We start from the raw sequence: 14,654 nt of genomic DNA, 5'->3' as shown, positions 1-14,654 counted from the left end.
TGGGGTGGGCATACTTCGACATAGTTCGACTCCGCACTTCGACTTACTTCGACTGCGCTCAGTACAGGTCGCTCAGTACAAGTCTTGCCCACCCTTTTTATAGTTAATAAATACTCATCAAATTCAACATCCTCAATTATCCTGTTTATTTTCCAAAGATTCTAACCGCACCTTAATTAAATCTATTTGTAGATAAACATAATCTCTAAGAACTGCAATTTTTCCTATTTGAGTTTCTAAGTTGTTGCGTTCTTCCTGCATTTTTTCTAACATTGATTTAAAATTATCCAATTGTTCATAAATAGCATCTTTTGATATATTTTGAATTTGTGATTTTGAAATTTTATCAAATTCGCTTTTTAATTCCAATTTCAATTCATTTAATTGTTTATTGATTTTCAGGATTTCTAGGTTAGTATTTGCCTGATTATCTTTAATTTCTGGTATGTTTATTTCTGCGTTTAATTGTGATGGTAAATTTTTATTTACCTCTTGTAACTGCTGCAAGTGTAATTTTAATTCATCTAGTTCATTGTTGATTTTTTCAAGTTCTAAATTATTTTTTTCTAAATTATTTTTAACTTGATTTTGTTGCTCATCTATATCTAAATATGATCTAAATGAAACACCAGAAATATCATTAGTAAATTCTAAAATTCCCTTTTCTAATAACTTCCATTCCTTACCACTAGGTAAACTGGATACTCTAGCAGGTTTAATTAATAGAAAATGAGTATCTACTGTGGGAGTAATACCACGAAAATCAAATAATTTTTCTACAGTTTTTAGTTTATGAATATGCAATTTAATGTTAATGCTAGGTAAGAGAAAGATATTATTTTGATTAGATACTATTATCCAATATTTACCATTTTCATCTTTTTCTAATAAAACAGGTTGATTTTGGTTATCTTCTCGATAACTTTTAGCTGTTAATTCGGCAATAATTGAGTTTTTTAATAAAACTTTGGGAACGTTATTATAAACTTCTATTAATTCTAATTCAGATATATTTAGGGGTGTGATTTTTTCCGTTGTAAAAGCACTTGTGACGATAACTGAACCAGTTTGGACTTTTTCAGTAAGTGTAGATAGGTAATTTTCTATATTAGTGATTCGCGGTGTCAGGTTTTGTTCAATAATTTGCTCTAGTTGTTTAATTCTACGAATTAAATCATCTTGAAAATTGGATGTCATAGATTATCTATCTCCTTATATAATACTCTAACTAATGCTTTTAATTCTACAATAAAATGTGGTTCTGGTTGGATATTTTCAATATCACCTTTTTGAGAATTTAAAAGGTTTCTTAGTTCTCTTTCTGTAGCTCTCCATAATTTTTGATTATATTCATACTCTGGTTTATTAAAGTTATAACCTTCTATTGCTTTAATATCTTCAATTCTTAAATCATCTAAACTATCATGGAAAGTATCAAAAAATAGCTGTAACTGAGTTAAATTAGTAATCTCATATTTATCAATAGTGTTTAAATTTATATCTAATTCTTGTAATTTTTGATCTTGCAAAACTAAACCACAAGCAACTTCATCTTGAGGGTTTTGACTCATGCGTGTAATTTCTTCTGTGTCAGGAAAACCAGAACTTATACTCATCATGCGACTGAGTAAAGAATTAATTTCTGAATTTCTATCAAATTCTCCACCTTCTGACAACCAATTTAAAAGACGTGAACCAATTCCACCAATATAAACAGGAGTAATTTCTTTAAGAGTGTATTTACCCTCGTGGTGTAAAACAGCAAGAATTTGACCAATATAAAAATACAACCCAGATAAACCAATAGACATTAATGTTATCAGTTTTTGAAATTCAGGATGATTTATAAATAACTCTCTTTTTCGTTCTAACCAGTTTGCAGACTCTAATCTTAACCAAATATCTAACTGGTCATAAAAAGCATATTCTGGAAATTTTATCCAGTTGTCAGGTTCAATATCAAATATTTTCAAAATCTGAGGGTTAGTTTTTATTATCTGAGAGAATAAGTCTATTTTACCAAAATTTAGAGAACATTGATAAATAAGTTGATTATCTTGCCAGATAGATATATTAGAATTTACATTACCAATATCAATACAAGTGGTATTTACTAAATCATAATCTTCATATTCAGTAAAATATTGAGCAAATGCTAAACTTTGTGATCGAAAATATTGAATATCATTAATATTGGGGCAAAGATGTTTAACACCTGTTTTAGATTGTAAATTATTGGTTATATCTTGCCACATTTGAGCATATTTATATTTACCTTTACGGGAAAATTGAGGAGGATAGGAAATACACCATTCAATTGTTTTAACTTTGTTGTTAACAGCATTTGCAGTCAGGTGTAATATGAGGTGTTTAAGAAATAACCGAATATATCTAAGATTTTTAGTTGAGCATTGTAAATCTTTTTTAACCCAGCTTTCTTGTTGTGAATATCTATTCCGAACAGGAATATAAACTCTACCATCAAAAATTGGACGTTCTTGATTTATGTCTGCACTTCCCCTAGTAGTTAGTACGGTAGACATGGGAAATGGTTTATCTACTGGAATAAAACTTTCAGGAATGAAGTATTCAAATAAAACTGGAAACCTAGTATCTATAGAAACATCTGTAACTTTATGATGTAGATTATCTGATTTGAAAGATTCAACAATTTTATCATCTTTATTAACATAAACGCTAGTATAATCACTTCTAAAATCTATACCTATTTTCCAGGAATATGCAAGCTCTATTTTCTTTTGTGTTGGTAGTAAAATAATACCAATTGTATGTTCTTGAATATTTTTACATTCAATAAATTTAGGAAATTGAGTACATCTAACTATTTTATAACTACCTCGACCTTCTTGAAATTGCTTAATTTCCTCTACATTAGGAAAACAAACCTGAAAAGTTTCTTCTCCATATTCAGCATCATAACAAAAACCGTAATATTCTTTCCATCCCTCTGCTTGAAAATTAGGCCATACTTCTAAAACTGGAACTTCAGGAATAAGATTTTCTGCTTGAATTGTATAATCTTTAAACAAAGGAGTTTCACTATTTGGTAAATCTAAAATTAGTCTTACCTGTGATAAATCATCTTCATCAATCAATTCAAATTCAAGCTGTTTAGTTAATTCTTCTGGAGTAAAATAATCTAGTAGAATTGGATTAAGCGGTAAAAGAGGAGTAATCTGATGATTTGCAAATACTAAATATTGCGTACCTTGAGGAAGTAAAGCACCTGGTAAAATACTCTCTTGTTCGATAAATACGAGCTTGTTTAAAAATAAATCCTTGGTTGTCAGTTGAAGTTCTTTGAGCTTAGTTAATAAGCTGTCAGTTTTCATTTTTAAATCATGTAAATTATTATTCATATTCATCTACATCTACTCAAATTCAATAATTCCTTTCTCCGTCAATTGCCAGGTTTGTAAATTACCTATCATTACCACTTTAGCAGGTTTGAGTAATTAAAACCTAATTGTAACCTTACTTCCTTTAATTTGAAACAACACTCTAAACATTCCTGTTCTGAAAAATCTACTTTTTCAAGATTATTAGCTGGCATATAATTTAATTGATTCTTTTAGTTATTAAAATTGTAATTTTCCAGGTTCTACTAATTGCCAATGTTGTCCAATAGATGATACTGTTGCTGGTTTTAACAATGTAAAGCTACTGGAAGAACTGGGATGATATCCTATACATTCAAAACAGCTTGATATTGTTTCATAATTATACTCATTAATTTTAATATTGCCTTTGGGTACAAGATATTCATAATTTCCTTCTCGAACTATCCAGTAATTACCTAACTGATTTTTTTCTAGAATAGGTGCAACTTTTTTTCCAATACGACGCTGTTCTACTGTGTGATCACTTTCTGCAACAGTGATTGCATTTGCAGATAAAGAACGAGGTTTACTATTATATACTGTAAGTATTTTGGTTTCGTGATTAGATAGAGATGTCTGAGATTGATAAATATTTTCCGTTTGGGATTTAAGTGGATGTACTACTCTATTAACTGGTGTATTAATTGGTTGATTATTCGTAAATGTGTAATTTGATAAACTGGGACTTTGGGGATTTTGATAACCTCTTTCTATGGTTTTTAACCTTTCATCTAAATTATCAAAATGCCGTTTAATCTGTGTAAATTCTCCTTCAATGTAATTTACAATTCTTTTTGGTTGAGTTATATTATTTGATGAATGATTTTGTTTTGTTTCCAATATGTTCAACTTATAAAATAACCAAGCAATTAATCCCCCAAAGATAATAAAACTCATAATATTTACACTGACAGTCAAATTTAGAAGTTTATAAATCCTGTCAAGTTCAGATTTAGGTATCAGAATTTTATCTTGATTAGCAGGATTGTGATTTTCTGACACTATCTGTTGATAGTTACTTACAATCCCATTATTATCCGATAATTGTTGATTTTTTGTTAGTTGTTTAATTACATCAAATTGTTTGTTTAATATTTCATTTTTTTTATTCAAAAAATTTTGTAACTGTATCTGTGTTTTTTTCCTAAAATTACCATTAGGTGCAATATTTTGAGTTTCTTGGAGTTTAATAATTTGTTGGACTTGAGTAACATCAGCATCACTAAAACCCTTTTCTAATGGTTTGATGGCGTTCTCTATATCACTAATTGTCTTGTTTATATCTGCGAGGTTTTTTATTTTGTCTGGATTATTAATTTTTGTGAGAGCATTTTTCAATTGAACTATTTTTTTATTTGAATCGGTAAAATCTAATTCTTTTCTTTCTAAGTTACCATCTATAACTTTCTGGAGATTAGCATTTAACTGAATTATTGATTTATTTAATTCAGTATGTGCGGATAAAATCGAATTAAAGTCATCCACATTCTGTAAAATTACAGGAGATGGGTTAGCTTGAACTTTAACATTATTATTTTCTGATTTTAATGGAGGACGTTGACACCCCACCATCAGAGAGATGAGTAAAGAAACTGAGATATATTTGATATGATTTGTTTTTAGCATAATATTCACATATTGTTTATTAAAATTGTAAGATACCTGGGTCAATTAATTGCCATTCATATTGATTTTTAACAGTTACTTTACCTGGTTTTACCAATACAAAATTTTCAGATTTACCTGATTGATAACCGCGACAGTCAAAAGTTGAGAGTAATGTCTCTTGGCTATATTCATTAATCTTAAATTTTCTTTGAGGAACTATATATGAACAATCATCTATATTGATTATCCAATAATTACCTTGACGATTACGTTGAAAAATTGTTGCTTCTTTACTGCCTCCCCAACGCTTAGTTTGACTTTCTTCCGGCTCAGATACTTTAATTATCCATTCCGGGAAATCCTGGAAATCGAAATCCGGATTCTTATAAGAATTTACTAATTGCTGTTCGTGCAATGTCAGAATTGTAGAATAATCTGTATAATTATCTGCGATGCTCTTAGTTTCTTCATCATCAGTTTTTGTTTCATCTAAATTTTCACCATTGTCATGATTAATATATTCCTCTTCTTTATTTATTAAATTCTCTTGATTTTCCATCTGAAATTTATTATTTTGTGCCTGAGAATAATCATTAATTATCTTAATAATGGCTTCAACAACTAAGGGGTGTTGAAAATGATTTAGTAGTTCTTGTATTTTATTATCGGCTAGATTATTATATGTATTTTCTGAAATATTAGTATTTTCATATTTTTCTAATCTTTCTTGTAGAGATTGATTCTCTTTTTTCAGATTTAAATTTTCTTTTTTCAATTCAGAAACTATGAATATAAGGAAATAACTTATAGCTTCTTCTCTATTATGATCACCGTATTCAGTTTTACAAACAGGACATATATTAGAATTAGCTTCCATTTTTCACCTCTGTATACTTGATAATTGAAAGAAAACAATCAGGGCGAAAATATCGCCCATATTTAAACCGCTTTATTTACCAGACCATTCCCTAGCTAAAACTTTCAGTAAAGCCTTTAAGCCCAGGATAAAAGGAGGTTCTTTACCTATACTTTCAACATCACCTTTAACGGAATTTAAAGAATTTCTCAACTCCTTAACTGTAGCTTTCCACAACTTTTGATTGTATTCCGGATCGGGATCATCTGGATATTCTTTTTCAAATTCATAACCTTCTAGTGGTTTAATTCCATCAATTCGTAAATCATCTAGACTAGCATGAAAAGCATCCAGAAACAATCTTAACTGATTTAGTTCAGGAATTTGATATTTAGAAATGGTTTTAGCCTTAAATTCTAAACGATCTTGCCAACTATAGGTTTCATTATCTATTTCACAACCTTCACCAGCAATTACATGATCTTTTTCCTTTTTATTTAAACCTTTGAGCTTTTTATCTTTTAACACTAAACCACAAGCAGCTTCATCTTTGGGGTTTTGACTTAGGCGTGTGGGTTCTTCTGTATCTGTAAAACCAGAAGCTACACTCATCATGCGACTAAGTAAAGCATTTATTTCTGAATTTTTGTCAAATTCTCCACGTTCAGCTAACCAATGTAATAAACGTGAACCATTACCACCAATATAGACTGGAGTGATTTCATCAACAGTGTATTTACCCTCTTGATATAAAACAGATAGAATCTGACCAACATAAAAGTACAAGCCAGATATACCTATTGCCATTAACCGTAATAAACCTTGAAATTCTTTATTTTCTTCCAAAGTATCCCGTTTTTTATCTAACCAGTTATCAGCTTCTAGACGCATCCAAACATCCAGTTTGGCATTGAAAGCAACTCCTTTCAATCTCGTCCATTCATCGGGGTTAATATCTAATTTTTTGAGAAAATTAGGATTTATTTCGATGAACTGAGAAAATAAATCACGTCCTGCTAATTCCACAGAACATTGATGAACTAGCTTATCATCTTGCCAAATAGAAATATCTGATGTACCACCACCCATATCAATACAGGTAGAGTTAACTAAATTACAATCTTCATACTCAGCAAAATATTGGGCTACAGCTAAACTTTCAGTACGGAAATAAGTTGCATCATCCTTACCAGGGCTGTTGTGTTTAATACCTGTTTTGGCTTCTATTTCTTTAGTTATTTTCTGCCAGGTTTTGGCATAGTTCTGTTCTTGTTTAGGTGAAAAAGCTGATGGAAAAGATAAAGACCATTGAATTTTTTGTACACCATTTTTAGCGGCTATAGCACTAATATGTAATGCTAAATGTTTAAGGAATAGTTGGTTATTGCCTAAATTCTCAGTTTCCCATTTGAGATTAGTTTTGATCCAGGTTTCTTGGGGTGAAAAGCGATTTCGTGCGGGAATATATAAACGACCATCAAAAATTGGACTTAATTGGTCTGTTTTTGTGTTTCTTTCTCCTTTTGTTGTTAAGACTGTAGACATCGGAAAGGGTTTCTCTACAGGAATAAAACTCTCAGGAATGAAGTATTCAAACAAAACTGGAAATCTGGTTTCTACTAACACATAAGTAATTTTACGATGCAGTATTTCTAAGTTCAATCTTTCTGTTACTTTATCGTTTTTATTAACATAGACGTTAGTAAAGGAAGTACCAAAATCAACACCAACTACCCATTCACCAGTTAGTGGAACTTCTTCTGGACTTGCTAACAGAATTAAACCAATTGTATTGGTATAAATGTCTTTACATTCAATAAAGGATGGAAATTCATCTAATTGTACTGTTTGATAAGATCCTTTACGTTCTTTGAAAGAATGAACTTCTTTCGCACCGGGAAAACTAACCTGAAAAGTCTCCTCCCCATACTCAGCATCATAGTAAAATCCATAATATTCCTGCCAACCCTTAGCCCGAAAATCAGGCCACACCTCTAACACCGGAACTTCATAAATAATATTCTCCTCTAACAAAGGATAGTCCTTAGTTAAAAGAAAAATTTGCTGAACTTTTCCACCTTTCACACCAGAAAGAGGTAACGTTAAACTTACCCGTACTTGTGAACCACCTGCACCATTATTAATCAATTGTAATTTAATTTTCTTAGTTAAATCCTCCGGGGTGAAATAATTTAATAAAATCGGATTCACAGGAATTAAAGGTGTAATATTCCGATTCTTAAAAACTAAAGATTGTGTACCTTCAGGTAGTAAAGCACCTGGTAAAATTCCCTCTTGATCAATAAATTTTAACTCTGGTAAAAATAAATCTTTCGATTCTAAACAAACTACTTTTCTACTTTTATTCCATGTTCCAATATCTTCAGGACGAAAAGCAGCTAAGGTTTTACCTTCGTGAATAGATATATTTTGTGGTGGTTCATTCCAAGCAGTAGCAATATCAGGATCAATAATTAACAATTGCGGAACATTCGGTTTCATCAAACTGGGAATCACCCTAACATTAGATTCTTTCACCTCTACCTTAACAGGTAAATTCAGCGCGGTTAACGCCCCTCGGTTAATTTCAACTTCAAAATATGTGGGGTTATTACTAAATTGAAAGTTCGGTGTAGTTGTCACACCCAAACTATTAATAAACCCATTAACTAAACCAAAAATTCTATCAATGGCTTTACTATCACCGTTATATCTTCTGATTTCTTTGCGGAGGTTATCTAACCAAAACGCTAACTGTTCTTTTTCTGTTTGGTTAAGATAATTATGAGGTGATTTTAACTGTAATGTATTTGCATCCCACCAAGGTATACTATCCCATTTTCCCTGTTCTGAAGGTACAACTAAGGTACTAGGTGAAGTCATCCCCACAGGTTGATCATTACAGGTAAAAACATATAAATCTTCCCAAGGATGTTTGTTATTATTAAATGTATAAAGAGTATTAACAGGATCAGGTAAAAGCTCATATAAAGAACGAGCAAAAACATGATTACTTTTCTTTGTTTCCAGTTCTAAAAGTTGGGATTTAATGGGAAAATTGCGGACTTCTGCTAATGCTAAAACCGCTAACATTCCTTGCCATTGAGTAATCATTTGTTCTCGAATTGGGTAAGCATCATTATGTAATGCCATTTCCATTGATAAAGCTCGCGCCCAAACTGTGGGAACAGAACTCACGCTGGTTACTGCTCCCGGTGCTTTGTAATCTAAACTAGAAGCGACATCATTAAAAGCTTTTGGTGCTTGAGTATCCCAAATTCCAGGATTACCCGATGTGACATCACAATCATTTTTCAGTTTTGGCAACAACAAAGCAGATTGATTATTAGTATATGCACTAGTCATGATCTAATTTTCCTCATCAACAAATTTATTTCTACAAAAAGTTTTTTCTACAGAAATTTCTGCCTACAAACGACAGACAATATATAAAGCCTTAGCCAGTCCAAATATTCCTATTTTGGGTAAGTTGCTTATAGCTTCAGGATTTAATCGTCTTTTCAAGTCTTGTACTGTATCCCTAGATTTTTGGTTTTTATCTCGACTGTCCCCAATGATTAAATCTGATAAATAATCAGGTTTCATGGGACTATTAGCGAAATGTTTGGCATTGAATAATTGAATATTCTCGTCAGCACATTGATGAATTTGTGATAACCAGCGTAAATAATCTTGACACCAAATACTAATTATTTCTAATGCATTTTGTTGTTCAGGATCATTAAAATCAACTGATTTTTGTTGATTATTGCCAAAAACAGCTTTATCTGGAAAGAATCTAGTAAACCAAAATCCTTGAGGACTTTTTTGAAATTGTTTAATTCCAATGCTCTTACATTCTGCTAACAGTGGGGCAATATCAGCTAACCACGCAAAGACAAACCGAGTGGCATTTACTAATTCAGCAGTGACTAATTTTTGTTCAGGAATATCTCGCCAAGTGATATTTTTTAAATTCTCCCGGTTCATTAACACTACACTTTTTTGCTGGGGAGTTGTGTTTAATAAAAATTGTCTGGCGGCTAATGCTGCATACATTTCCAGAAAATGCGGATCATTACGTTGGGTGTTTTTGCCCACACTGAAAACTTTAACTGGAGATAAGTTCTGATTACCCAATAAATAGACAGTATCAAAAGTTTCTTGTGCCTGACCACCATAATAACGCAGGGCGGCTTCTGTATTTAATAAAAACTGATCAGACCGAGCATAAACTGTTTCTGAATTGTCTGCCGAACTCGGATTAAATCCAAAATAAGGTAAAACAAATAAACAACCAATATCTACTTTACTTCTGATTCTCAGGTTTTCTAACTTATTATGAATTAATCGCCCAATTGTCGGCAAGCCTGAAGCACCAGTACCGCCAAAAATTGACCCACATAAAAATACCTTTGGTCGTTTTCCCGCCCCTGTATCTGTTTGCAGTTGGTTCAGGAGTTGACCCCATGAATCATAATCTAAAGCATCAAGTTTGACTTGACTCATTACCGCCGCACCAATGGCAGGACGACCCCGAAAACCGACATCTAAATTAGCTTCTTTTTCTTCCGAAGTATAGAGAACATCAAATAAATTTCCTAATGCTGGTTCATCATCTTTGAGCAGGTTATATTCAAAAAATGAACTCAGATTTTTATTAACGCTGGTATTTGCAAAAGGCGACCATAAACCAAAGTCTCTGATTTCCGTTTTCATCCAAGGAAATTTATCAGCCAAAGTTAATTTATGGCAGTCTTGATAAATTTTCAGACTTTTTCGCGCTCGTTCTAAATTACCGTTATTTTCATCAGCATCAACAAATAATAAATTTAGGGGTTCTTCGTTAAAAAGTCCTATAGATGCTAATTGAATTATTGCTTCAATGCACTTAGCACCAGTTCCACCAATTCCAATTACATAAATTGACATTTGTTAATCTCCCATTAGTTTATGACGGATAAAAAAAGCTCCAGGGGGAATGTATTTGACGGTTTCAGGAGAACTGGTAGCGGTATTTAACCAATACAACCAGATAGCATCAAACAAGAAAAAACACATTAATGAAAATTGCGCTTCATCGCTGCGATTGATGTAAAAGACTGTAAAAGCAATGGTGAGTAAAGGTAGCAGTCCTAACAAAAACCAAATTAACAACCATTTACCCCGGCTACTACCGCCAGACTTACTCATTGCTCCCAACACACACCAAAAAATTGTGGAAAACAGACAAACACCGAACATAATCAGTGCAGCTGTGGTATAGTCAGCAGCAAGCCATGTATCCAAGGGGACTTTTTGAATGGGTATAATTTGATTTTCATATATGAGACGCTGCCCCAAAAACATCAGTACAGCACCGATCACAGTAAATATAATGATTCTGATAATCTCCCACGGATTCATTAGGCCTCCTTATAATTCCTACTGATCTAGAAGTTTGTTTTTTTGTTTAGATTTAACATTAGTAGTATTTGTTATACAATCATATTATTCTGAGAATGTCAACACAAGAAGCCGTAAAATTACTTAATAAGTATTAATTTTTGGCAACAAACCAACAAAATATTGATATTGAATAATGGAGAAAAATGACATGATGCGTATAAAATGGGCTTTTTTAGTATTAATTGCAGTTTTTTTAGTTGCTTGCAACAAAAAAGAAGAGTTAAGATGTGATATTCCCAGTGTTAATTCTGTCAATAATCAAACAGCTAGTAAGTCAGATAATCTGAATGTGGCTATTTATCTAGATGGCAGTGGTTCGATGTTAGGCTATGTCAAAGATGGGGAAACTAACTACACTAAAGCTTTAAAATCTCTCAGAACAGTATTTGAATTAACAGGGAAATTACCAGTTGAATATTATCGTATTGCTAATCCCATGCAGAAGATTACAAGTAGTGAATATTATAGTTTTGGGGCAACTTCTGTTTTTTATGATGGCAGTAACGCTAAATTTAAAGCAGTCTCTAGTCCCATAGATGCTGCTATTATTCCCTCAGTCAAAAACCAGCCAAAAATGACGGTAATAATTACCGATTTAGAACAAAATAGCGGTGATGTAACTAAATTAAATAAAAAAATCCAAGATATTTATTTTAATTCTGATAAAAAAGATTATGCTGTCGGTATTTGGGCTGTTAAAAGTGAATTTAATGGTAAGGTTTATATAGATAAAAATAATCAACTTCAAACTTTTGATTATAATTCTGGTAAACAACCAGAAAAGCTCAGACCATTTTATGTTTTGTTCATTGGACCCTACCAGGATGTGAAATATTATTTTGGTGAATTACAAAAATATAACTCTAATCAATCATTAGCTAATAGCGATATTAGTAAGTTAATGATTTTCCATCCTGATCATATCATTGAGCAAGTATCTAAATTAGAAACACTACCAACAACACCTAAAGGTATAACAAGAACTCTATCTTTAGTTAAGGATGGAGTTGCAGCTAGTAAAGTTAATCAAGGTAACTATGAACTATTACAAATAGATTCTCGTCAACAAGATAGTTTAACAATTAATTATAGTGTGGACATAGCACCGTCGGAATATAGTTTATTTGTTGATCCTAATTCCTTGAAAGCACAAGTTAAAGCCGAAAAGTTTGATAAGTTCGCTAAAAATTTTACAGCAGTTGATGCTATTTCAGCAGTAAATAGTCCCATTGAATTTAAAGATTGGCAAATTATTCCTCAAGAAAATAAATTAAATTTTACTGCTGTCATCCAACCTCATAAATTCCCTGAACCTGGTATTTATAAACTACAATTTGATATTTTGACGGAAAACCTACAAATTCCTACTTGGTGGAAAGAATGGGATTGGCAAACTAGAAGCAATGAACAAGATGGTTCAAAAACGCATAATTTAGAAGAGTTTTTTATGGCTTTGAAAATTAGAACAGAAACTATGAAAGCTGAAAGAGCAAAAAATACTGACGATAAAAATCAAACTTCACAATGGTTAGTTGGTCGCTTGTGTTATGGAATTCAGAAAAATTAAATGGCAGTAGCGAAAATTGCTCAACCTTCGACAATATCATACTTTAGACATAAATAGATAAACTTAAATTCATGGTTTTAAAAACCATAGATTTGGGTTACATGAGGTACACACTTCTCCCCTTACCAAGGGGAGGGTGTGCGATAGCGCGGGTGGGGTAATTATTAGACATCTCCGAAAATTAAATATGCGTAACCTGAAACCCATTCGTAGGGACAATTCATGAATTGTCCCTACATCTTTTTCGGAGAGGTCTATTAAAGTTTAGACTAATGTGAGAAGTACAATAGGTAAAACTAAATATAGTCTAAACTCCAAATATCCATATTTTCTAGATTCATATCATAGTCCCGTAATTCCCATCTATCTTTGCTCTCACTGTAGTAATTAAGGGTTTCTAAATTGGGAGTTTTGGCATTATAATCACCAAACCGTAACCCTAAATCTTCATTACTAATAGATACAACAACCGACGGTAATTGAGTTGATTCTGATTGAAAAGGTAAGGGAAAACTACCACCAATATTGCCAATATCAGTAGGAAATTGAGAACCAATATCAATCATATCAATAGGAAAAAAAGAATCTAAAGGCGGAAAGAAAGAAGGTAGAGAAGGCGAAGGATTTGAAGGTTGTGGTTGTTGGGGATTTGTACTATTTTCCGCCGTACTGATGATAATTTCCCGCACTTGACTTTCTGTTAAATTCGGGTTAGCACTCAGCATCAAAGCTACTACACCAGCAACGTGGGGAGCGGCCATAGAAGTACCGCTATAACTAGCATATTTATTATCAGGAATTGTAGAATAAACCTCCTTACCTGGAGCAGTCACATATTTAATTTCTTGAGAACCAGAACGATTAGAAAAATCAGTGAGTTGATTATTTTGATCTACCGCCCCCACAGCAATACCTGACTTATCAGCATAACGAGCAGGATAAGATGGTGTAGCATCGCCATTATTACCTGCGGCCATCACCACAATTACACCTTTACTGCTCGCATATTCAATAGCTGATTTGAGAGTATTATTACCAGAATTTCCTCCTAAACTGAGGTTAATAACATTAGCACCATTATCTACAGCGTAACGGATACCATTAGCGATATTTGCATAAGAACCTGAGCCATTTTCATCTAAAACTTTAACTGCCATAATTTGAGAATTATAGGCAATTCCAGTTACACCAATACCGTTATTTTCGGCGGCAATAGTTCCCGAAACATGAGTTCCGTGTCCATTATTATCTAAAACATTATTGTTGTTACTATTAAAATTCCAACCTAAAACATCATCAACATAACCATTACCATCATCGTCTATTCCATTACCAGTAATTTCTTTGGTATTTGTCCAAATATTGTTTTTCAAATCTTCGTGATTATAGTCAATGCCTGTATCTAAAACCGCAACAATGACACCTTTTCCTGTATGTCCATTTTGCCAAGCTGTGGGAGCATTTACCATGTCTGCACCCCAATTATTTCCACCCAATTTTGGAGCATCTGGATAGGGGGTTACACCAACTGCTTTACTCACTGCTTTTCCTGCATTGACTAAACCATAACCATTTTGAGAGTTATAGCTGTTTGCAGTCACATGAGACTGAATATTTGCATCTTTTGGTAAGCTACTACGATTACTCCAACTTAAACTATTGTCAATGGGAGTTGCAAAAGCATCACCTGAGTAAACAGGTGTAATGTTGATTTCCTGACGGGAGGAAAAAGAGTTAGTATTATTCAACGTCATCAGACTTTTATCCTTAAAAT

The 14,654-nt window shown here is 32.5% G+C and carries 9 protein-coding genes; 1 reads left to right on the top strand and 8 read right to left on the bottom strand.

Features of this window, described 5'->3' with window-relative positions:
* Positions 1 to 132: 132 nt before the first annotated feature.
* From H6F45_RS10830 to H6F45_RS10800, 7 genes are all read right to left on the bottom strand, one after another.
* Positions 133 to 1,197 carry a hypothetical protein gene (locus H6F45_RS10830; RefSeq protein WP_199301795.1) on the bottom strand — a complete coding sequence of 355 codons (1,065 nt, stop codon included), beginning with the start codon at positions 1,195 to 1,197 and terminating at the stop codon, positions 133 to 135.
* A complete protein-coding gene (locus H6F45_RS10825; RefSeq protein WP_190347162.1) occupies positions 1,194 to 3,386 on the bottom strand; it encodes a hypothetical protein in 2,193 nt (730 codons plus the stop codon). Before H6F45_RS10825 ends, H6F45_RS10830 begins: the two co-directional genes overlap by 4 nt.
* Positions 3,387 to 3,599: 213 nt before the next feature.
* A complete protein-coding gene (locus tag H6F45_RS10820; protein ID WP_137666137.1) occupies positions 3,600 to 5,027 on the bottom strand; it encodes a DUF1241 domain-containing protein in 1,428 nt (475 codons plus the stop codon).
* Between the two features lie 19 nt (positions 5,028 to 5,046).
* Positions 5,047 to 5,886: a hypothetical protein gene (locus H6F45_RS10815; protein WP_096572365.1), complete on the bottom strand. Its 840-nt coding sequence runs from the start codon at positions 5,884 to 5,886 to the stop codon at positions 5,047 to 5,049.
* A 72-nt stretch (positions 5,887 to 5,958) separates the two neighbouring features.
* On the bottom strand, positions 5,959 to 9,231 hold the full coding sequence (locus H6F45_RS10810; RefSeq protein ID WP_190347161.1) for a hypothetical protein: 3,273 nt from the start codon (positions 9,229 to 9,231) through the stop codon (positions 5,959 to 5,961).
* Positions 9,232 to 9,294: 63 nt separating this feature from the next.
* Positions 9,295 to 10,797 (bottom strand): tubulin-like doman-containing protein, encoded by a 1,503-nt coding sequence (locus H6F45_RS10805; protein ID WP_096572363.1) that lies wholly within the window; start codon positions 10,795 to 10,797, stop codon positions 9,295 to 9,297.
* A 3-nt stretch (positions 10,798 to 10,800) separates the two neighbouring features.
* Positions 10,801 to 11,271, bottom strand: coding sequence for a hypothetical protein (locus H6F45_RS10800; RefSeq protein WP_096572362.1), 471 nt, complete (start codon positions 11,269 to 11,271; stop codon positions 10,801 to 10,803).
* A 190-nt stretch (positions 11,272 to 11,461) separates the two neighbouring features.
* Between H6F45_RS10800 and H6F45_RS10795 the strand changes: the two genes are divergently transcribed.
* Positions 11,462 to 12,880, top strand: a complete 1,419-nt coding sequence (locus tag H6F45_RS10795) for a hypothetical protein (protein ID WP_096572361.1) — start codon at positions 11,462 to 11,464, stop codon at positions 12,878 to 12,880.
* 296 nt (positions 12,881 to 13,176) lie between these two features.
* On the opposite strand, the gene H6F45_RS10790 is transcribed toward H6F45_RS10795, so the two are convergent.
* Entirely contained in the window at positions 13,177 to 14,634 is a 1,458-nt protein-coding gene (locus H6F45_RS10790) for a S8 family peptidase (RefSeq protein WP_190347160.1), read from the bottom strand.
* Positions 14,635 to 14,654: the final 20 nt, after the last annotated feature.

Source organism: Sphaerospermopsis sp. FACHB-1194, from assembly GCF_014696235.1.
GTDB classification, from domain to species: Bacteria; Cyanobacteriota; Cyanobacteriia; order Cyanobacteriales; family Nostocaceae; genus Sphaerospermopsis; species Sphaerospermopsis kisseleviana.
Note: the sequence above shows the minus strand (reverse complement) of the source record. Positions and strands in the feature narration are given on the sequence as shown.

Coding starts and splice junctions, on each gene's coding strand:
- H6F45_RS10830 (WP_199301795.1), bottom strand. CDS start 1,197: ATGACATCCAATTTTCAAGATGATTTAATTCGTAGAATTAAACAACTA.
- H6F45_RS10825 (WP_190347162.1), bottom strand. CDS start 3,386: ATGAATATGAATAATAATTTACATGATTTAAAAATGAAAACTGACAGC.
- H6F45_RS10820 (WP_137666137.1), bottom strand. CDS start 5,027: ATGCTAAAAACAAATCATATCAAATATATCTCAGTTTCTTTACTCATC.
- H6F45_RS10815 (WP_096572365.1), bottom strand. CDS start 5,886: ATGGAAGCTAATTCTAATATATGTCCTGTTTGTAAAACTGAATACGGT.
- H6F45_RS10810 (WP_190347161.1), bottom strand. CDS start 9,231: ATGACTAGTGCATATACTAATAATCAATCTGCTTTGTTGTTGCCAAAA.
- H6F45_RS10805 (WP_096572363.1), bottom strand. CDS start 10,797: ATGTCAATTTATGTAATTGGAATTGGTGGAACTGGTGCTAAGTGCATT.
- H6F45_RS10800 (WP_096572362.1), bottom strand. CDS start 11,271: ATGAATCCGTGGGAGATTATCAGAATCATTATATTTACTGTGATCGGT.
- H6F45_RS10795 (WP_096572361.1), top strand. CDS start 11,462: ATGATGCGTATAAAATGGGCTTTTTTAGTATTAATTGCAGTTTTTTTA.
- H6F45_RS10790 (WP_190347160.1), bottom strand. CDS start 14,634: ATGACGTTGAATAATACTAACTCTTTTTCCTCCCGTCAGGAAATCAAC.